Source organism: Mesorhizobium sp. M4B.F.Ca.ET.214.01.1.1 (assembly GCF_004791545.1).
Lineage (GTDB): Bacteria > Pseudomonadota > Alphaproteobacteria > Rhizobiales > Rhizobiaceae > Mesorhizobium > Mesorhizobium abyssinicae.
Genome location: NZ_SRUX01000001.1, coordinates 357,188 through 376,844 on the forward strand (window position 1 = coordinate 357,188; position 19,657 = coordinate 376,844).

Below are 19,657 nucleotides of genomic sequence, written 5' to 3' on the forward strand. Positions count from 1 at the left end.
AAGGTGACAGGCTCGAAAGCGCCACGGGAGGGTGATGGCAGAGCCGCAATTCACGGACCAGATCACCCGGAACGGGCCTGGTGCAAGGCATTTTCAGATCCGCGGGGGCGGATGCCGGGATCACAAACCTGGCCAAGGGGCTCGTCGGTGCGGTGCGGGATACCGGTCCTGGCGTCCCGCACCGACGAGATTTTCCCACTCCCCTCCGCCGTCGCCGCCCTGTCCGTGGCGCTTTGTCGAAGCTCAGCCTAACCAGGGATAGACCGTGACCGTCGAAGACCGCATCCGCGCCCTGCCCTGCTGGACCGGCACGATCGAGATTGAGCCGCTGCCGGGCGGCCTGAGCAACGCCAACTACCTGGTCCAGGACGCGGCCGGACGGCATGTGGTGCGCTTCGGCCAGGATTTTCCGTTCCACCACGTCTTTCGCGAGCGCGAGGTGATGACCTCGCGCGCGGCGCATGCCGCGGGCTTCGCGCCGGCCGTCCGCTATGCCGAGCCGGGCATCATGGTGACGCAGTTTCTCGGCGCCAGGACCTATACCGCCGAGGACGTGCGCGCCAACATCGGCCGCGTCGCCGCCCTGATGCGCGGCTTCCACCGCGAAATGCCCAATCACGTCTCCGGCGCCGGTTTCATGTTCTGGGTGTTCCACGTCATCCGCGACTATGCGCGCACGCTGGATGAAGGCGACAGCCGCAAGCGGGACGAATTGCCCCGCTACCTGACGCTCGCCGATGAACTGGAACGCGCGCAAAAACTGCTGCCGATCGTCTTCGGCCACAACGATCTTTTGCCGGCCAATATTCTCGACGACGGCAACAGGCTGTGGCTGATCGACTTCGAATATGCGGGCTTCAACACGGCGATGTTCGACCTTGCCGGGTCGGCCTCCAACGCCGGCCTGAGCGACGAGGAATCCTTCGCCCTGCTCACCGCCTATTTCATGAAGGAGCCGGACGATGCCATCCGGCGCTCGCATGCCGCGATGCAATGCGCCTCGCTGCTGCGCGAGGCGATGTGGAGCATGGTCTCCGAACTCTATCTCGACGCGCCCGGCATCGACTACGTCGCCTACACCGAGGAGAACCTGACGCGGCTCGACGCGGCGCTGGACCACTACCAGACCAAATACGGAAGGCTGAGCCCATGACTTTGCCCAGCCATGCCGGGATCGTCGTCATCGGCGGCGGCATCATCGGCTGCTCGACGGCCTATCATCTGGCGCGCGACCACAAGGCCGATGTCGTGCTCCTGGAGCAGGGCAAGCTGACCTCGGGCTCGACCTGGCACGCGGCCGGGCTGGTCGGCCAGCTGCGTTCGTCGGCCTCGATCACGCGCGTGCTGAAATACTCTGTCGAGCTCTACAAGGGGCTGGAGGCCGAGACCGGACTCGCCACCGGCTGGAAGATGACCGGGTGCCTCAGGCTGGCCACCAATGCCGACCGCTGGACCGAGTTCAGGCGGCTGGCGACGACGGCGAAAAGCTTCGGCATGGATATGCAATTGCTATCGCCGGACGAGGTGAAAAAGATGTGGCCGCTGATGGAGACCGGCGACCTCGTCGGCGCCTCCTGGCTGCCGACCGACGGCCAGGCGAGCCCTTCCGACATCACCCAGTCGCTGGCCAAGGGCGCGCGCATGCATGGCGCCAAACTGTTCGAGGAGGTGCGCGTCACCGGCTTCGCGATGAAGGACGGCCGCATCACCGCGGTGAAGACCGACAAGGGCGACATCGCCTGCGACAAGGTAGTGAACTGCGCCGGGCAATGGGCCCGCCAGGTCGGCGCGATGGCCGGCATCAACGTGCCGCTGCAGCCGGTCAAGCACCAGTACATCATCACCGAGAAGATCGACGGGCTGGCGACCGACGCGCCGACGATCCGCGACCCCGACCGCCGCACCTATTTCAAGGAAGAGGTCGGCGGGCTGGTGATGGGCGGCTATGAGCCGAACCCGCAAGCCTGGACGACGGGCGACGTTCCCAACGACTGGGAATTCCGGCTGTTCGACGACGACTACGATCATTTCGAGCAGCATATGGCGCAGGCGATCGAGCGCGTGCCGGCGCTGGCCCATGCCGGCGTCAAGCAGATGATCAACGGGCCGGAAAGTTTTACGCCGGACGGCAATTTCATCCTCGGCGTGGCACCCGAATGCGCCAACATGTTCGTCGGCGCCGGCTTCAACGCCTTCGGCATCGCGTCTGGCGGCGGCGCCGGCTGGGTGCTGGCGCAATGGGTGGTCGACGGCGAGGCGCCGCTCGACCTCTGGGTGGTCGACATCAGGCGCTTTTCCAACCTGCATCGCGACCGGCAATGGGTCTGCGACCGCACGCTGGAGGCCTATGGCAAGCACTACACGATCGGCTTCCCGCATGAGGAATATCTCTCCGGCCGGCCGCGCATCGTGTCGCCGCTCTATGAACGACTGAGAGAGCATCGCGCCGTGTTCGGCTCGAAGCTCGGCTGGGAGCGGCCGAACTGGTTCGCGCCCGACGGCGTCGAGCCGGAGGACGTCTATTCGATGGGCCGGCAGAACTGGTTCCAGGCAGTCGGCGAGGAACATCGGCATGTGCGCGAGAAGGTCGGCATCTTCGACCAGTCGTCCTTCGCCAAATACGAGATGACCGGCGCGGATGCCTTGAAAGCGCTCGACTGGATCTGCTCCAACGACGTCGCCAAGCCGGTCGGCCGGCTGACCTATACGCAGCTTCTCAACACGCGCGGCGGCATCGAGGCTGACCTGACCGTGTCGCGGCTCGGCGAGGATAGGTTCTACATCGTCACCGGCACCGGCTTCCGCACGCATGATTTGTCGTGGATCGAGGACCATGTCGGCAAGGGGCTCGACGTGGCGCTCAAGGATGTCACGGAGGATTTCGGCACGCTGACGCTGATGGGGCCGCGCGCCCGCGACGTGCTGTCGGCAGTGACGGACGCGGATGTCTCCAACACCGCCTTCCCGTTCGGCCACGCGGGCGAGATCCAGATCGCCGGCCATACGGTGAAGGCGCTGCGCGTCACCTATGTCGGCGAGCTCGGCTGGGAACTGCATGTGCCGATCGCGGCGACCGGCGAGGTGTTCGACGCGCTGATGGCGGCGGGCGAGGCGCACGGCATCCGCCCGATCGGCTACCGGGCGCTGGAATCGCTGCGGCTGGAGAAAGGCTACCGCGCCTGGGGTTCCGACATCACGCCCAACGACACGCCGCAGGAGGCTGGCCTCGGCTGGGCGGTGAAGCTTCGCAAGAACACCGACTTCGTCGGCCGAAGGGCACTAGAGGACGCCGCCGGCGAGGCGCTGAAGAAACGCTTTGCCGGCTTTACTGTCGACGACCCCGCGATCGTGCTGGTCGGACGCGAGACCATCCTGCGCAATGGCGAGCCGGTCGGCTACCTCACCAGCGGCGGCTATGGCTACACGCTGGGCAAGAACATCGGCTACGGCTATGTGCGCAACGCGGCCGGCGTCGGCGACGATTTTCTCGCTTCCGGCGACTATGAGCTGGTGGTGGCGATGGAGCGGACGCCGGCAAAGATCCATCTCGAGCCGATGTACGATCCGGCCGGGGAAAAAATCAAAGCCTAGGGCCTCAGATCACGCGCAGGACCAGGCCGCGGCTGGGCACGGTGTCCGCCTCGCCGGGCATCGACACATAGGGCGCGGTCTCTTCGACGCGGACGACCGTGCGCCCTGCCTCGAGCGCGGTGACGCGCTTAGCAAAGCCGGCCTCCCACAGCGTGTTCTTGACCGTCAGCACGATCACCCCGCCCGGCCGGCAGATGCGGATCAACTCGTCCAGACCCTCGGCGCCGACATGGCCTGAAGTGAAGACGCCTGCCGAGACGATGCCGGCATAGGCATTGTCCGCGAAGGGCAATGGCCCACCCATCGCCAGGCAGTGAAGCGCCGTGTAGACGCCTTTGGCGGCAGCCTTGTCCAGCATGCCTTGCGAAATATCCAGCGCCTCGACCTCGGGGTAGCCGGTGATGGCAAGCCATTCGCCGATCAGGCCGGTGCCTGCGCCGGCATCCAGCAGCGGCGCGGCGCCGCGCGGCAGATGGCGGGCGATCAGCGCCAGACAGATCGTCGGATGGCGGTAACCGGCCGCCGACATGTCGGCGTCGTAGGTCTCGGACCAGCGGTCGTAAAGCGCTGCCACCTCTTCCGGCCGCTTCGCCGCGTAGGCCGCGGTGAGCGGTCCAAGATGCTTGCTGTCTGCCATCTTTCTGTTGCCGCCGCCTGATCGAGTCGACTTTGATCGGATGATAGCCAAATGGCGAAAATTGTGGAACCGTTCCTCCATAAACAAGGTGAGAAGGTAAACACGGGGGCATAATGACGGATGAGGCACGCGCGGCATTGGCCGCGATTCCGGTGCTGGCGGGCTACCAGGGACCGCTGGAACGGCTCGGCGGCCTGACCAATCTCGTCTACAGGGCCGGCGATCTTTGCCTGCGCATCCCCGGCAAGGGCACAGAGGAGTATATCAACCGCGCCAATGAGGCGGTGGCGGCGCGCGAGGCGGCCAAGGCCGGGGTCAGCCCCGAGGTGCTGCATGCCGACGCCGGGACGGGCGTGCTGGTGAGCCACTACGTCGCCGGCGCCGAGACGATGTCGCCGGAGAAGTTCAAGACGAGGGCGGGCAGCCCGGCGCGCGCCGGCGAGGCCTTCCGCAAGCTGCATTCATCCGGCGCGGTGTTTCCCTTCCGCTTCGAGCTGTTTGCGATGATCGACGACTATCTCAAGGTGCTGTCGACCAAGGATGTGGCGCTGCCCGCCGGCTATCACGACGTGGTGCGCGAGGCCGACAGCGTGCGCGCGGCGCTTGCCGCCCACCCCATTCCAATTGTCGCCTGCCACTGCGATCCGCTGTGCGAGAATTTTCTCGATACCGGTGACAGGATGTGGATCGTCGACTGGGAATATTCGGGCATGAACGATCCGCTCTGGGACCTCGGCGATCTCTCCGTCGAAGGCAAGTTCGACGCCGCGCAGGACGAGGAATTGATGCTCGCCTATTTCGGCCGCGCGCCGAAGCCCGCCGAGCGCGGCCGCGTCGTCATCTACAAGGCGATGTGCGACCTTCTGTGGACGCTGTGGGGGCTGATCCAGCTCGCCAACAACAATCCGGTCGATGATTTCCGCGCCTATGCCGACGGCCGTTTCGTCCGCTGCAAGGCGTTGATGGAGACGGCGGAGTTCTCGCTCCACCTTGCGGCGATACGCAAGGGTTAGCCGCCCGAACTGCGAGCCCTAGTTCACGCCCTTCGGCACGTTCTCCGGGGGAACCACCGTCTCCACCACCTTCTGGCGATGGAAGATGAAGATGCCGGCGAGCACGACGATCGCCGAGCCGACCAGGATGCGAAGGCTCGGCACGTCGCCGAAGAAGGCCAGACCAAAGACGATCGCCCACAGAAGCAAGCTGTAGTGCAGAGGCGCCAGCGTCGAGGCCGGAGCCAGCTTCAGCGCCCTGGTGATCATCAGATGGGCGGCGCAGGAGACGACGCCGAGCAACAGCATGGCGCCGAAATCGAGCGCGGACGGTGTGCGCCAGGCCCCGATGGTCAAGACCCCACCGACAATCAGCGTGCCGATGGTCTGCCAGGTGACGAGCGTAGTGTCGCTGGTGCCGCGCAGACGACGGCCAAGGATGATGGCGAAGCCGAAAGCGATGCTGCCGACCAGCGCAAAGCCCGAAGACATTGAGAAGGCGGCAGAGGACGGCTTCAGGATGATGAGCACGCCGCAGAAGCCTACCAGGATCGCCAGCCATCGCCGCCAGCCGACCTTCTCGCCGAGCAGCAGGTGCGACAGCGCCGCGACATAGATCGGGCCGGCCATGTAGAAGCTCATCACGTCGGCGAGCGGCAAATAGACGACCGCGGCGTAGAAGAACCCGGTATCGAGCGTGGTCGCCGCGACGCGCAGGACCTGCAGCATCGGCCGGTCGAGACTGAACAGCTTGCCCGTGCCCTGGTTGGCGATCATCGGACCGAGCACGATGAAGGCGCCGATCGAGCGGATCAGCACCACCTGACCGACCGAGAAGGAGGCGACCAGCCATTTGCCCATCGCGTCGTTCAACGCGAACATGAAATCGCCGGCCAGCATCAGGAGGATGCCGGCGAGAAGCATGTTCTTGATCGTAAAGCCACGGGCGAAAGACTGAGCCATGGCGGGCGTCCTAGCTTCAAGCCGGGGATTTGACGAGCAAAATCCCGGCAATCCGTAAGACCAGCGACGAAAATCGGCTGGTTCTAGCTCGATTTATGCCTTCGGTTGACATTTTGCGGCCTGCCCGCGATCGACAGGCGCGTTTCCTGCTTTGTCCGCTCCGCCACCACCTTGCCCCGGGCGATGACGCAGAGCCGTTCAGCGCGCAGGCGCACCGCCTCGATCGGATTGCCGGCATCGAGGACGACGAGGCTGGCGCGCTTGCCGACGGCCAGCCCGAGGTGATCGAGGCCCATGATGGCGGCGTTGACGTTGGTGACCATGTCGAAACAGCGCGCCATGTCGGCCGGGCTCGACATCTGGGCGACATGCAGGCCCATGAACGCGACGTCGAGCATGTCGGCGGTGCCCAGCGAATACCAGGGGTCGAGCACGCAATCCTGGCCCCAGCCGACACGGATGCCAAGCGCCAGCATCTCCTTCACCCGAGTCAGGCCGCGTCGCTTGGGGAACGTGTCGTGGCGGCCCTGCAGCATGATGTTGATCAGCGGATTGGGGATCGCCGACACGCCGGCCTCGGCGATCAGCGGCAACAGCTTGGAGACGTAGTAATTGTCCATCGAATGCATGGAGGTGAGGTGCGAGCCGGCCACCCTGCCCTGCAGGCCGAGCCGCTCGGTCTCATAGGCAAGCTGCTCGATGTGGCGCGACAGCGGATCGTCGGTCTCGTCGCAGTGCAGGTCGACCATGAGGCCGCGTTTGGCGGCGATTTCGCAGAGCTCGGTTACCGAGCGCGTGCCGTCGGCCATGGTGCGCTCGAAATGCGGGATGCCGCCGACAATGTCGACGCCGAGATCGAGGGCGCGGACGGTGTTTTGACGCGCCGTCGGCGAGCGGTAGAGCCCGTCCTGCGGGAAGGCGACGAGCTGCAGGTCGATATAGGGCGCGACGGTCTTCTTGACCTCGAGCAGCGCCTCGACCGCCAGCAGCCGGTCGTCGCAGACATCGACATGGGTGCGGATGGCAAGCAGCCCCATCGACACCGCCCAGTCGCAATAGGCGAGCGCCCGCTCGCGCACCGCCTCATGCGTCAGCAGCGGCTTCAGTTCGCCCCACAGCGCGATGCCTTCGAGCAGCGTGCCGGAGGCATTGATGCGCGGAATGCCGTAGGAGAGCGTGGCGTCCATATGGAAATGCGGATCGACGAAAGGCGGCGAGACCAGATTGCCACGCGCGTCGATCACCGTGCCCGCGGCGGCGGTCAGTTCGGGCTCGATCGCGGCGATCGTCTCGCCGGCGATGCCGATGTCGGCAACCCTTCCGTCCGGCAGCGTGCCGCCGCACACGATCAGGTCGAAATCCATCTTCCGTCATCCCCTTGGTAGAATCAGCGCCATCCTGGCGCAAAAGAGGGTCTGCCGCAGCCGTTTCGTTCCGCAAGTGCGAAAGGTTCCATCCGGCGGCAACTCGCTCTATAAGCCGCCTCTCGCCCTCGTGGCGAATCCGAAATTCGCTCAGAGACTCCAGCCAGGCACGGGATCAGCCGTTTGTTTCGTTTCTTCCGTTCGTCGGAAAACCAGAGCCTCATCGCGAGGTTGGTGAGGGAATCCTTTCACCAACACAAGTTCGGCTATGGCGCCGCCATAGTTTCAATGCTGGTGGTGGCCGCCACGACCGCCGCCAGCGCCTGGATCCTCAGCGTAATCACCAATGAATTCGTGATCTACAAGAGAGTCGAACGCGTTAACTGGATAGCCTTTGCGGTCGCCGCAATCTTCATCGCCAAGGGCATCGCCAACTTCGTCCAGGCCTATTTCATGAGCCGGGTCGGCAACGCCATCATCGCCGACCGCCAGCGCAAGATCTATGACCGGATCCTGGCGCAAGGCATCGAGTTCTACCATTCGACGTCGTCATCCGACCTGATCACGCGCATGACCAACAACGCGCAGGCCGCACGCAGCGTCCTCGACCTCGTCGTCACATCCTATGTGCGGGATCTGGTGACCTTGATCGCCTTGGTGGCCGTCATGGTCTGGAAGCAACCGGCATTGTCCCTGATCTGCTTCGTCGTCGGGCCGGTCGCGATCTACGGCGTCAACCGCATCCTGAAGCGCATCCGCAAGATTGCGTCGATGGAATTTCGCTCGCTCGGCCAGATCGTGCATGTGATGCAGGAAACGGCGATCGGGGTGCGTGTCGTCAAATCCTTCAACCTCGAAGGAGCGATGCGCAAGCGCATGTACAAGGCGGTTTCCGACGTCGAGAACCGCGCCAACAACATCGCCACACTGGAAGCCGCCACCAGTCCGGTGATGGAAACGCTTGCCGGGCTGGCGATCGCCGGTGCGATCTTTGTGAGCGGTTTCCTGGTTTTGCAGGGCGGTCAGATGCCGGGCAACATCATGGCCTTCATCGGGGCATTGCTGCTGGCCTATGAGCCGGCCAAGCGTCTGGCACGCGTGCGCATTTCGCTTGAGACCGGCATCGTCGGCGTGCGCATGATGTTCCAACTCGCCGATCGGCCGCTGACACTTGCCGAAAAGCCGGACGCCACACCGCTGCGACCGGGGCCCGGCGAGATTAGGTTCGAAGACGTAACTTTCGCCTATCCCGAGAGCGCGCCGGTCTTCAAAGACTTGAACCTCACCCTGGCGCCCGGCAAGATGACGGCGCTGGTCGGGCCGTCGGGCGGCGGCAAGTCGACGATCCTCAATCTGATCATGCGCATGTACGACCCGCAGAGCGGCAAGGTGGCGTTCGACGGCCAGGATATCTCGCATGCCACGCTCGCCTCGCTCAGGCAGAAGATCGCCTATGTCAGCCAGGACACGTTCCTGTTCGCCGGCACCGTCATGCACAACATCCGCCTCGGCCGTCAGGATGCGACCGAAGCGGAGGTGATCGCCGCCGCCAAGGCCGCCAACGCCCATGACTTCATCAGCGCCATGGCCAAGGGCTACGAGACAGAGGTCGGTGAGAACGGCTCGCTACTGTCCGGCGGCCAGCGCCAGCGCATCTCGATCGCGCGCGCCATGCTGCGCAATGCCGAAATCCTGCTGCTCGACGAGGCGACCAGCGCGCTCGATGCCGAGTCGGAAGCGCTGTTCCGCGACGCGCTGCAGCAGCTCACGGTCGGGCGCACAACCATCGTCATCGCGCACCGGCTGTCGACCGTGCATCAGGCCGACACGATCGTGGTGCTGGAGAACGGCAAGGTGCAGGAAAGCGGCCCGCACAAGACCCTGCTCAAGCAGGGCGGGCTGTATCAGAAGCTTTATGAATATCAGCTGATGCCGTGAGCTTACCCTCCCCCTTGTGGGAAGGGGTCGGCGCCGCCCCCCACCCGGACCTTCGGTCCGACCTCCCCACAAGGGGGAGGTAGGGGTCGCAGCTTAACCCTACTCCGGCACTTTCCGCACCGCACCCTTGTCGGCGCTGGTGGCGAAGGCGGCGTAGGCGCGCAGCGCGGTCGTGACCTTGCGCTTGCGCTTTTCCTCCGGCTTCCAGGCATCCGCGCCCTTGACCGCCATGGCCGAGCGGCGGGAATCGAGCTCGGCCTCGCTGACCGCCAGATGGATCTTGCGGTTGGGGATATCGATCTCGATCGTGTCGCCTTCCCGGACCAGGCCGATCAGCCCGCCTTCGGCGGCTTCCGGTGAGACATGGCCGATCGACAGACCCGACGTGCCGCCGGAGAAGCGGCCGTCGGTGATCAGCGCGCAGGCCTTGCCGAGGCCTTTCGACTTCAGATAGCTGGTCGGATAGAGCATCTCCTGCATGCCGGGGCCGCCGCGCGGACCCTCATAGCGGATGACGACGACATCGCCGGCCTTGATCTCATTGCCGAGGATCGCCTTGACCGAAGCGTCCTGGCTTTCGAACACCCTGGCCGGACCGGTGAACTTCAGGATCGACTCGTCGACGCCGGCGGTCTTCACGATGCAGCCGTCGAGCGCCAGGTTGCCTTTCAGCACGGCAAGGCCGCCATCCTTGGAGAACGGCGTCTGGGCCGAGCGGATGACGCCCGTTTCACGGTTCGTGTCGAGGTCGTCCCAGCGGCGGTCCTGGCTGAAGGCGACCTGCGTCGGCACGCCGCCGGGGGCGGCGAGGAAGAAGTCGCGCACATTCTGGCTGGAGGTGCGAGAAATGTCCCAATGGTCTAGCGCCTCGCCAAGCGTCGCCGTGTGCACCGTTGGCAGGTCACGGTTGATCAGCCCGGCATTGTCCAACTGGCCGAGGATGGCCATGATGCCGCCGGCGCGGTGGACGTCCTCCATGTGCACGTCGGACTTGGCCGGCGCCACCTTGCAAAGCACCGGCACCTTGCGCGACAGCCGGTCGATGTCTTCCATGGTGAAGTCGACCTCGCCCTCGTGGGCGGCGGCCAGGATATGCAGAACCGTGTTGGTCGAGCCGCCCATGGCGATGTCGAGCGCCATGGCGTTCTCGAAGGCGCCCTTGGAGGCGATGCTGCGCGGCAGGGCGCTTTCGTCCTCCTGCTCGTAGTAGCGCTGGGCGAGGTCGACGACGAGATGGCCGGCCTCGACGAACAGGCGCTTGCGGTCGGCATGGGTGGCAAGCGTCGAGCCATTGCCGGGCAGCGACAGGCCGAGCGCCTCGGTCAGGCAGTTCATCGAATTGGCGGTGAACATGCCCGAGCACGAGCCGCAGGTCGGGCAGGCCGAGCGCTCGATGACCTTGACGTCCTCGTCGGAGATCTTGTCGTCGGCGGCTGCGACCATGGCGTCGACGAGGTCGAGCGCCTGCGTCTTGCCGGCCAGCACCACCTTGCCGGCCTCCATCGGTCCGCCGGAGACGAAGACGGTCGGGATGTTGAGGCGCAGCGAGGCCATCAGCATGCCGGGGGTGATCTTGTCGCAATTGGAGATGCAGACCATGGCGTCGGCGCAATGGGCGTTGACCATGTATTCGACGGAGTCGGCGATCAGCTCGCGCGACGGCAGCGAATAGAGCATGCCGTCATGGCCCATGGCGATGCCGTCATCGACGGCGATGGTGTTGAATTCCTTGGCGACGCCGCCCGCCTTCTCGATCTCGCGCGCCACCAGCTGGCCGAGATCCTTCAAATGGACATGGCCGGGCACGAACTGGGTGAAGGAGTTGACCACCGCGATGATCGGCTTGCCGAAATCCGAATCCTTCATGCCGGTGGCACGCCACAGGCCGCGGGCGCCGGCCATGTTGCGGCCGTGGGTGGTGGTGCGGGAACGATAGGCGGGCATGCAATTTTCCTTAGCTGGCTGGCCACGCTCGATGCGGAGCGCGGCGGCGCTGAATTCAGGTCGCAGGCGTTATAGACGCCGAAGCCTGGTCTGGCCACAATTTTGCGGCGCGCCAGATTTTCCAGGAAAATTCGATGCCATTGTCGGATCGCGCGCCGCGCGGCCGTCCTTGGACAGACGGCACGGAATGGCACCATTCCCGGAGTCAGCCGTTTCATCGTAAGAAGCAACCCGAGGAGCAAGAGATGCAAAAGATCACCACCTGCCTGTGGTTCGACGATCAGGCCGAAGAGGCGATGAATTTCTACGTGTCCATCTTCAAGAATTCGAAGGTGCTGAGCGTGATGCGTTGGCCCGAAGGCCACGCCGATGAAGGCAAGGCGCTGGTGACCACGTTCGAACTCGACGGCGTGCAGTTCCAGGCGCTCAACGGCGGACCGCAATTCAAGTTCAACGAGGCGATGTCACAGTCGATCGACTGCAAGACGCAGGAAGAGGTGGACTATTTCTGGGACAGGCTCATCGAAGGCGGAGGCGAACCGTCGCAATGCAGCTGGCTCAAGGACAAGTTCGGAGTGTCCTGGCAGGTCGTGCCGGAGCAGTTGCCGCGGCTGCTTCTGGACCCGGACCGGGCCAAGGCCGGCCGCGTGATGTCGGCGATGATGGAGATGAGCAAGATCGACATCGCCAAGATCGAGGAAGCGGCGCGAGGCTGAGTGAAATCTCAAACGCCGGCGCCGCCCCTCAACCGCCCTTCGGGCACCTTCTCCCCCGTGAACGGGGAGAAGGAAAAATGAGTAACTACGCCGCCTTGTCGCGGACCTGGTAGTCCTTCACCGCGGCGAAGCGGATCGCCTTCCAGCGCTCGGCTTCGTAGTTGAGCGAAAAGGCGTGCTGGGCGAGGAACACAGGATCGTTGTCGAGATCGCGGGCGATGTCGCCGCGATGCGCTTCGATGAAGCGCTGCACCTCGGCCCTGTCGTCGGCCGAGATCCAGCGGCAGACGGAAAAGCGCGACATTTCGAAATCGACCGGCAGCGTGTACTCGATGTTCAGCCGTTCCTTGAGCACGTCGAGCTGCAGGGCGCCGACGACACCGACGATGGCAGGCGAGCCGTCCTCGGGCGAGAACAGCTGCACGACGCCTTCCTCGGCCATCTGGTGCAGGGCTTCCTTCAGCTTCTTGGCCTTCATGGCATCGCCGAGGCGGACGCGGCGCAGGATTTCCGGAGCGAAGTTCGGCACACCGCGGAACAAGATCTCCTCGCCCTCGGTCAGCGTGTCGCCGATGCGCAGCGTGCCGTGGTTGGGGATGCCGACGACGTCGCCGGCGAAGGCCTCGTCGGCGGTGACGCGGGTGCGGGCGAAGAAGAACTGCGGCGCCGACAGGCTCATCGGCTTGCCGGTGCGCACCAGCTTGGCCTTCATGCCGCGCTCGAGCTTGCCGGAACAGACGCGCACGAAGGCGATGCGGTCGCGGTGGTTGGGGTCCATGTTGGCCTGGATCTTGAAGACGAAGGAGGTCATCTTCTCCTCGGTCGCCTCGACCTTGCGGCTGTCGGCCTCCTGCGCGCGCGGCGGCGGCCCGAAGGCGCCGAGCGCCTCGATCAGGTCGCGCACGCCGAAATTGCGCAGCGCCGAGCCGAAATAGACCGGCGTCAGATGGCCCTCGCGGAAGGCGTCGATATCAAGGGGTCTGCACGCTTCCCGCGCGAGTTCCAGCTCCTCGATGAAGGCTTCCCGCTCATTGTCGGGCAGCAGCCCGGCAACGCGGTTGGAATCGGGACCGTTGACCGGCGTGCGCTCCTTCTCGTCATCGCTCTTGCGCACGGCGTTCAGCGCCAGATGGTAGGTGCCCGAAAAGGTCTTGCCGCGGCCGATCGGCCAGGTGACAGGCGCGGTGTCCAGCGCCAGCTTCTGCTCGATCTCGTCAAGGATCTCGAAGGGATCGCGGCTCTCGCGGTCCATCTTGTTGACGAAGGTGATGATCGGGATGTCGCGCAGCCGGCAGACCTCGAACAGCTTCAGCGTGCGCGGTTCGATGCCCTTGGCGGCATCGATGACCATGACGGCCGAGTCGACCGCCGAGAGCGTGCGATAGGTGTCGTCGGCGAAATCCTCGTGGCCGGGCGTGTCGAGCAGGTTGAAGACATTGTCGTCATACTCGAAGGTCATCACCGAGGTGACGACCGAAATGCCGCGCTCGCGCTCGATCTTCATCCAGTCGGACCGGGTCTGGATGCGGTCCTTCTTGGCCTTGACCTCGCCGGCAAGCTGGATCGCGCCGCCGAACAAAAGCAGCTTTTCGGTGAGCGTGGTCTTGCCGGCGTCGGGGTGGGCGATGATCGCGAAGGTGCGACGGCGCGATACCGCGTTTTCGATGTCTTCTGCCAAGTCGTGGAATCCTGTCTGTGGCGCGGGCTTCTAGCAGCGCTTTTCCGGCCTGTCGACAGTTTCGGGCCGATCGGTCCGAGGCGACCGGAAATCGGCCGCGCAGATCAGTTCCACAGCCAGCCGCGACCATCCCTGCTGCCGTAGCGGGTGACCAACGCGATCTCGGAGCGATCAATGCCGATGTCGCGCAGCAGGTGGTCCGGAAATTCGTGAAGCCGCGCCCGGTCCCTGCGAATGCGGATGATGCGGAAGGCGCCGACGCCGAAACGATCGATGGCCGTCACGAAGAAGCGCCAGCCGAAGGGCCGATCGATGGTGAATTCCAGTCCATCAAGGGATGACATTGTCGTGTTTCCTTCTGTTTGAACGATGGGAGATCGGGAGGGCCATGCAATGACCCTCCCGATGCGGTGCCGGGTCTTGGCTGCGTCAGGACTGATCGTTGGCGCAGCTCACATAGGGGTTCCAGTCGGCGAACATGCCGGCCGGATTGTGCCGCCAGTGCCAGACATGCAGCTCGTAGTAGGGGTCCACCGGATGGACGCCCACGGTCGTCTTGCGCTGCAGGGTGCGGCCGAGGAACTCGGGAACGCCCTTGCCCTTCCAGTCCTTCTCGAAGACGATGTACTCCATGCCGACGAGCTGCATGGAGCCGTCCGGCTCCGGCTCGTAGGTCAGCACGTCCGGCTCGGCGAGCACGAGCTTGCCATCGCCGGCACGGCCCGGATGGATGAAGTGGACCCCCATCGTGCCGTGCTCGTCATGCGTCGTGCATTCGAAGAGCTGCTGGTAGCCTTCGGCCTTGGCGACCTCGATGTTGACGTACCTGGCCGCCATTTCCCGAGACCGGTTGAGCACCGGATCCGGCGTATCATGGGCATCCGCGGTGCCGCAGGCGAGCGCGGAGGCCCAGATGGCGCCGGACAACGCCGTGCCGAGGACGAGATTTGCGAAGAGTTTCACCACCCGTGCCTCCCCGTCAGGCGCTGGCGTGCGCCGTCGTCGGATCGAACAGGCGCTTCACCTGCGTGATCTTGGTGGCCGGGAAGCCGCTCATCTTGGCGTGGCGCTGGATGATCGCCTCGTCCTTGGCGAGATAGACGCAGAAGGTCTTGTCGTCGGTGACGAACGACTCCACCCACTGGATCTCGGGGCCAAGTTCGGCGAGGACGGCGTTCGAGGCCTTGGACGCGTCGCGGAGCTGCTCGCGCTCAAAAGTGCCGACCTTGGGAATGTCCCGCTCGATGATGTACTTCTGCATTGTCGTAGTCTCCTCATCTTGGCTTCAAAAGCCGGCTGGCGGCCCGACCAGGTCGCTGCCGGTGACATGCCTGGGGTTGCTGGGCTAAAGTGCCGCTTGGCTCGCCAGGCACGGGAAGAATGACAGGAGGGGCGGCCGACAGTCCTTACGCCGCGCTTATCTTCTCCTGATCCTTTGCCCATTGTCGTTGGAGGGAATGCTGCCGATGGGGGTCTATTGCTTCGGCGACTTCGAGCTGAACGAGGAATCCCGCGCCCTTCGCCTCGCCGGCAGGGAGGTCGAGGCGCAGCCGCTGGTCTTCGACTTCCTCGCCATGCTGCTGCGAAATCAGGAGCGGGCGCTGAGCAAGGACGAACTGCTCGAAACGCTGTGGCCGGGCGTCACGGTGACGGAGGCCTCGCTGCAGCGCGTGGCGAGTCTCGCTCGCAGCATCCTTCGCCAGGGCGGAATTGAAACGGCGCTGCGCAACCTGCCCCGGTTTGGCTACCGGATCTACCTGGATTCACCTGCCGCTCCGGAAAACAAGATCGTTCCGGCCGGCGAGGTGAGCAAGCCTTCGAGCCCCGGCTCGCCAATCCTTTTGGCACGCGCGGCCGCTGCGGGCAGAAAATGGCGTGAGGCCGCGGCCTCCTTCGCCGAAGCAGACGCCACCGACGAGTTGTTGACGGCCGATCTCGAAGAATGGGCATTGGCACTGGAGTGCATGGGACGGCCAGCGGAAGCCATTCCGCTCCTGGCGCGCGCGGTGACGGAGTACGGCGTCGCCGGCGAACGCCTGCGCGCGGCCTCTCCGGCAATCACCCTTGCCATGATCCATCTGGAGAGAGGAGAGCTTGCCGCCGCCAATGGCTGGCATAAGCGTGCCGCGCAGTTGATCGATGGCGCCACCGAGAGCAGGGAGCATGGCCTCTGGTGCTGGATGGGCGCGCGCATCAAGGGCGCGGAAGCCGAGCCGGAGCACGCGCTCGCGCTCGCCGAGCAGGCTTTCGAGGTCGGCAAGCAGCTCGAGGATCCGGTTGTCGAGTCGCTCGGTCTCATCTATCGCGGCTTCTTCAAGCTTTGCCTTGGGGAAACAAGGTCCGGGCAGGAAGACCAGGATTTTGCCGCAGCGCTTGGTCTCTCCAGCGATGTCGACCCGATCGTCGGCGGTATCCTCTACTGCAACATTCTCTGGGCCTGCCGAAATTTCGGCGACTGGGCGAGAGCCAACCAATGGACCCTCAGCTACGAGGGCTGGTGCAGAGGACACGGGCTGGAGGAACTCACGGGCTCGTGCCGGCTGCATCGGGCCGAGGTGCTCGGCGTCCATGGCACGCTGAAAGAGGCGGAGACCCTGGTGCGTGCCGCGCTCGACCAGCTTGCGCTCGACGCGCCTTGGGCCACTGGCGATGCGCTGCGCGTCCTGGGTGACATTCATCTTGCCGCCGGCGATTTCGTCGAGGCAGAAACAGCCTATCGCGCGTCCCACGCCGCGGGCTGGGACCCGCAGCCCGGCCTTGCGCTGCTGCAGCTCGAGCAGGGACAGGCGGAGGCCGCTTTCAGCGCGCTCGAGCGGTCCCTGGTTGGGAACCGCTGGCCAACCCTGCAGCGGCGCGGCATGGTCCTTGCCACGCTCGCCAAGGTGGCGGCGCGGACCGATCGGCTGGAGCGCGCGAAGCAGGTGATCGCCGAACTGGAAAGCGAGCCGCAACGTTGGCCGATGGCCTCGATCCGGGCGCTGACTGCCGAGGCCAAGGCGGAACTGTTCATGCGGGAAGATCGCCTCGTGGAAGCGGCGTGGGAGCTGCAGACCGCATGCTCGCGCTGGGCCGAGATCGGCTCGCCGACCAGCTGCGCGGATGCCAGGCTTTCGCTCGCGGCGCTGCTCATCCGGCTGGGTGACCGCACCGGCGCGGAGCTGGAGCTCGGCACGGTGCTCGCGGTCGCGAAGAAAGTCGACTCGCCGCGCCTCATGCGGCGGTACGACGAGTTGAAAGGGCTGCTCGCCGGCACCAAGCAAGAGGCGCTTGGGTAGCGCATGGACGCCTTCTCGCTTGAGGTCGGCTCGGTGCGATGGCATGACGGGAAACCCCGATGGAGCCCGGCATGAGCAGCGCGAAAGAAGTCATCGTCATCGGCGCCGGCATCATCGGTGCCTCGATCGCCTGGCATCTGACGGGAGCCGGGGCGCGGGTGACGGTGATTTCGGATAGCGGCGCGGGTGGCGTCGCGACACCCAATTCGTTTGCCTGGATCAATGCCAGCTGGGGCAACCCCGAGACCTATTTCCGGCTGCGCCGGCGCGCCATGGCCGAATGGACAAGGCTGGCGAAGGATCTGCCCGGCCTGCCGCTCGCCTGGTGCGGCGGCCTGTGCTGGGACATGCCGGCGGACGAGCTCGAGGCCTATGCGGCCGAGCATTCCTCCTGGGGCTACGGCATCGAGCGCGTCGGCCGTGATCGGGTGGCCCGCATCGAGCCCAATCTTGCCGAGCTTCCGGAGCTTGCGCTCTATGTGGCGGAGGAAGGCGTCGCCGAGCCGGTTGCCGCCACCAGGGCGCTGCTGGCCGATGCCGAGCGGCGCGGCGCGAAGTTGGCAGCCGGAACCGTCACCGCCCTGGTGCGATCCAATGGCAAGGTCACGGGCGTGGAGATGCCCGGCGAGCAGCTTGCCGCCGACGAGGTGGTGATCGCGGCCGGCGCCGGAGCGCCGGGGATCGCCGAAACAGTCGGGGTCAAGCTGCCGATCGAAACACCGCCCGGCCTGATCGTCCATTCGCGCCCTTACAAGAAGCTGCTCAACGGGCTGGTGCTGGCCGAGCGGCTGCACATGCGCCAGACGGCCGAGGGCCGCATCATCGCCGGCTCGGATTCGGCGGCGCCGATCCGGGCGAGAATGCGGAGGACACGGCGCGCGAGCTGTTCAAGGCGACGAAGACGATGCTGCGCGGCGCCGAGGGGCTGGAGCTCGATTTCCACACGGTCGGCTACCGGCCGACCCCGGTCGACGGCTTCCCGATCATCGGCCGCGCCGAGAGGGTGGACGGGCTCTATGTCGCCGTCATGCATTCCGGCATCACGCTGGCGCCGGCCGTCGGTCTCTTTGCCGCTCGCGAAATTCTGGCCGGCGAGCGCGATCCATTGCTTCAGCCTTACGGGCTTGGCCGTTTCTCTCAATAGCCGGTCGGCCTGCGATAGCCGTCAGTGAGTGGCGCGATCGCTGACGCGATGCCGAGCAGCCGCGATTCCGACCATCGCCTGCCGACCAACTGCAGGCCGATGGGCAGGCCCTCTCCATCGTACCCGCCGGGTATCGTCAGCGCCGGATGGCCGGAATAATTGAACACCGCGCCATAGGCCGGCAGCATCCAATAGTTCTCCTCTCTGCCGTTGACCTCGATCGCCGTCCCCGGCGCGCAATGCGGGAAGGCGGTGGTCATGGCGACTGGGCAGAGCAGCGCATCGCAGCTTTCGAAGAACCGGTCCCAGCCGAGAATCGAGCGGTCACGGCGGGCGAGCGCCGTGAACCAGCGCGAGACGGGCGTCGGCTGCTCCGGCGGGTCCGGCTGCGCGGCCTCCAGCATCATGCCGATCAGCGCGCCGCCCTCGGCGAGATCGTCGTGCAGATCGAGCCGGGGCAATTTTGCCTCATCGACCATGGCGCCTGCCGATCCGAGCTTCTCGCCAAGCTTCTCGACGGCGGCGCTGATCTCGCCAGCCACCGGGAAGCCAGGGAAGGTCGTGGCGACGGCGAAGCGCAGCGTGCCGACGTCCGGCGTATCCGTAGCCTCGACCGGCACCGGCGCAAGGTCGGTGTCGCCTCCATCCGGTCCGGCGATGATCCGGTAGATCAGTGCCAGGTCCTCGGCGCTGCGCGCCAGCGGGCCGAGGCACGACATCAGCCGGACGCTGCGCGCCATCCCGCCCGGATCGGGAAAAGCGCCGGCCAGCGAAACGCGGTGCTCGGTCGGCTTCAGGCCGTAGACACCGCAGAAGGCAGCCGGCAGCCGGATGGAATCCTGCATGTCGGTGCCGACCTCGAACGGCGTCATGCCCGCTGCAACAGCCGCCGCCGCGCCGCCGCTGGAGCCGCCTGCGGTGCGCGACAGATTCCAGGGGTTGCCGGTGCGGCCGAACAGTGGATTGTCCGATTGCCAGTCGCTGAGCATGGTCGCGACATTGGTCTTGCCGATCAGTATTGCGCCAGCCGCCTTCAGCCGCGCCACGACCGGGCTGTCCTTTTTCGCCACATAGTCGGCAAACGGCGGGAAGCCGACCGTGGTCTTCATGCCGGCCGTGTCGTGCGTATCCTTCAGGGTGAAGGGCACGCCGTGCAGCGGACCCAGCGCATCGCCGCGCGCCAGCGCAACGTCCGCCTGCCTGGCGCGCTCGCGAGCCCCTTCCCTGTCGAGGGTGACGATGGCGTTGACCGCCCCGTTGCCCCTGTCGATCTGCGCAAGATGCGCATCCAGCGCCACCACGGCCGAGATTCTTCGCGCGGCGATCGCGGTGGCGAGATCGATGGTCGAGGCGAAGGCGATGTCCATGACGAATGCTCCGGCTTGCTGGCCGCGCCCGCTGATCAAGATGGCGGA

The 19,657-nt window shown here is 65.4% G+C and carries 15 protein-coding genes and 1 pseudogene; 7 read left to right on the plus strand and 9 right to left on the minus strand.

Annotated elements, in window-relative coordinates; all coding sequences use genetic code 11:
• Positions 1 to 265: 265 nt before the first annotated feature.
• On the plus strand, positions 266 to 1,153 hold the full coding sequence (locus EN857_RS01675; protein ID WP_135857763.1) for a phosphotransferase family protein: 888 nt from the start codon (positions 266 to 268) through the stop codon (positions 1,151 to 1,153).
• A complete protein-coding gene (locus EN857_RS01680; RefSeq protein WP_135857765.1) occupies positions 1,150 to 3,591 on the plus strand; it encodes an FAD-dependent oxidoreductase in 2,442 nt (813 codons plus the stop codon). The genes EN857_RS01675 and EN857_RS01680 overlap by 4 nt, the downstream gene beginning before the upstream one ends.
• 4 nt (positions 3,592 to 3,595) lie before the next feature.
• Here EN857_RS01680 and EN857_RS01685 read toward each other — a convergent pair whose 3' ends face one another.
• Positions 3,596 to 4,228, minus strand: a complete 633-nt coding sequence (locus EN857_RS01685) for a class I SAM-dependent methyltransferase (RefSeq protein ID WP_135857767.1) — start codon at positions 4,226 to 4,228, stop codon at positions 3,596 to 3,598.
• Between the two features lie 110 nt (positions 4,229 to 4,338).
• Here EN857_RS01685 and EN857_RS01690 point away from each other — a divergent pair, with 110 nt between their 5' ends.
• Positions 4,339 to 5,241, plus strand: coding sequence for a phosphotransferase family protein (locus EN857_RS01690; protein WP_135857770.1), 903 nt, complete (start codon positions 4,339 to 4,341; stop codon positions 5,239 to 5,241).
• 18 nt (positions 5,242 to 5,259) lie between these two features.
• Here the strand turns inward: EN857_RS01690 and EN857_RS01695 are convergent, their stop codons facing one another.
• Together EN857_RS01695 and EN857_RS01700 are read right to left on the minus strand one after the other, a co-directional pair.
• Positions 5,260 to 6,183 carry a DMT family transporter gene (locus EN857_RS01695; RefSeq protein ID WP_135857772.1) on the minus strand — a complete coding sequence of 308 codons (924 nt, stop codon included), beginning with the start codon at positions 6,181 to 6,183 and terminating at the stop codon, positions 5,260 to 5,262.
• 83 nt (positions 6,184 to 6,266) lie between these two features.
• Positions 6,267 to 7,547 (minus strand): amidohydrolase family protein, encoded by a 1,281-nt coding sequence (locus EN857_RS01700; RefSeq protein WP_135857775.1) that lies wholly within the window; start codon positions 7,545 to 7,547, stop codon positions 6,267 to 6,269.
• A gap of 183 nt (positions 7,548 to 7,730) precedes the next feature.
• Here EN857_RS01700 and EN857_RS01705 point away from each other — a divergent pair, with 183 nt between their 5' ends.
• Positions 7,731 to 9,485: an ABC transporter ATP-binding protein gene (locus EN857_RS01705; RefSeq protein ID WP_128346844.1), complete on the plus strand. Its 1,755-nt coding sequence runs from the start codon at positions 7,731 to 7,733 to the stop codon at positions 9,483 to 9,485.
• 99 nt (positions 9,486 to 9,584) lie between these two features.
• On the opposite strand, the gene ilvD is transcribed toward EN857_RS01705, so the two are convergent.
• Positions 9,585 to 11,429: a dihydroxy-acid dehydratase gene (gene ilvD / locus EN857_RS01710; RefSeq protein WP_127282466.1), complete on the minus strand. Its 1,845-nt coding sequence runs from the start codon at positions 11,427 to 11,429 to the stop codon at positions 9,585 to 9,587.
• Positions 11,430 to 11,674: 245 nt separating this feature from the next.
• Here ilvD and EN857_RS01715 point away from each other — a divergent pair, with 245 nt between their 5' ends.
• Positions 11,675 to 12,145, plus strand: coding sequence for a VOC family protein (locus tag EN857_RS01715; protein ID WP_127282467.1), 471 nt, complete (start codon positions 11,675 to 11,677; stop codon positions 12,143 to 12,145).
• 85 nt (positions 12,146 to 12,230) lie between these two features.
• Here the strand turns inward: EN857_RS01715 and EN857_RS01720 are convergent, their stop codons facing one another.
• The 4 genes from EN857_RS01720 to EN857_RS01735 form a co-directional block, all read right to left on the minus strand.
• Positions 12,231 to 13,823: a peptide chain release factor 3 gene (locus EN857_RS01720; RefSeq protein ID WP_127282468.1), complete on the minus strand. Its 1,593-nt coding sequence runs from the start codon at positions 13,821 to 13,823 to the stop codon at positions 12,231 to 12,233.
• Positions 13,824 to 13,927: 104 nt separating this feature from the next.
• The gene (locus tag EN857_RS01725; protein ID WP_135857777.1) at positions 13,928 to 14,167 is read right to left on the minus strand and encodes a DUF1127 domain-containing protein; all 240 of its coding nucleotides are present in this window, start codon (positions 14,165 to 14,167) and stop codon (positions 13,928 to 13,930) included.
• Positions 14,168 to 14,252: 85 nt separating this feature from the next.
• On the minus strand, positions 14,253 to 14,786 hold the full coding sequence (locus EN857_RS01730) for a hypothetical protein (protein ID WP_127391725.1): 534 nt from the start codon (positions 14,784 to 14,786) through the stop codon (positions 14,253 to 14,255).
• A gap of 16 nt (positions 14,787 to 14,802) precedes the next feature.
• Positions 14,803 to 15,084 carry a DUF4242 domain-containing protein gene (locus EN857_RS01735; protein ID WP_127282471.1) on the minus strand — a complete coding sequence of 94 codons (282 nt, stop codon included), beginning with the start codon at positions 15,082 to 15,084 and terminating at the stop codon, positions 14,803 to 14,805.
• 205 nt (positions 15,085 to 15,289) lie between these two features.
• On the opposite strand from EN857_RS01735, the gene EN857_RS01740 reads away from it, so the two are divergent.
• The gene (locus EN857_RS01740) at positions 15,290 to 17,098 is read left to right on the plus strand and encodes a winged helix-turn-helix domain-containing protein (RefSeq protein WP_210235130.1); all 1,809 of its coding nucleotides are present in this window, start codon (positions 15,290 to 15,292) and stop codon (positions 17,096 to 17,098) included.
• Between the two features lie 71 nt (positions 17,099 to 17,169).
• Positions 17,170 to 18,242, plus strand: a pseudogene (locus EN857_RS01745) (FAD-binding oxidoreductase).
• Here the strand turns inward: EN857_RS01745 and EN857_RS01750 are convergent.
• Positions 18,236 to 19,609, minus strand: a complete 1,374-nt coding sequence (locus tag EN857_RS01750) for an amidase (protein WP_135857781.1) — start codon at positions 19,607 to 19,609, stop codon at positions 18,236 to 18,238. The pseudogene EN857_RS01745 and the gene EN857_RS01750 sit on opposite strands and share 7 nt — an antisense overlap.
• Positions 19,610 to 19,657 lie beyond the last annotated feature (48 nt).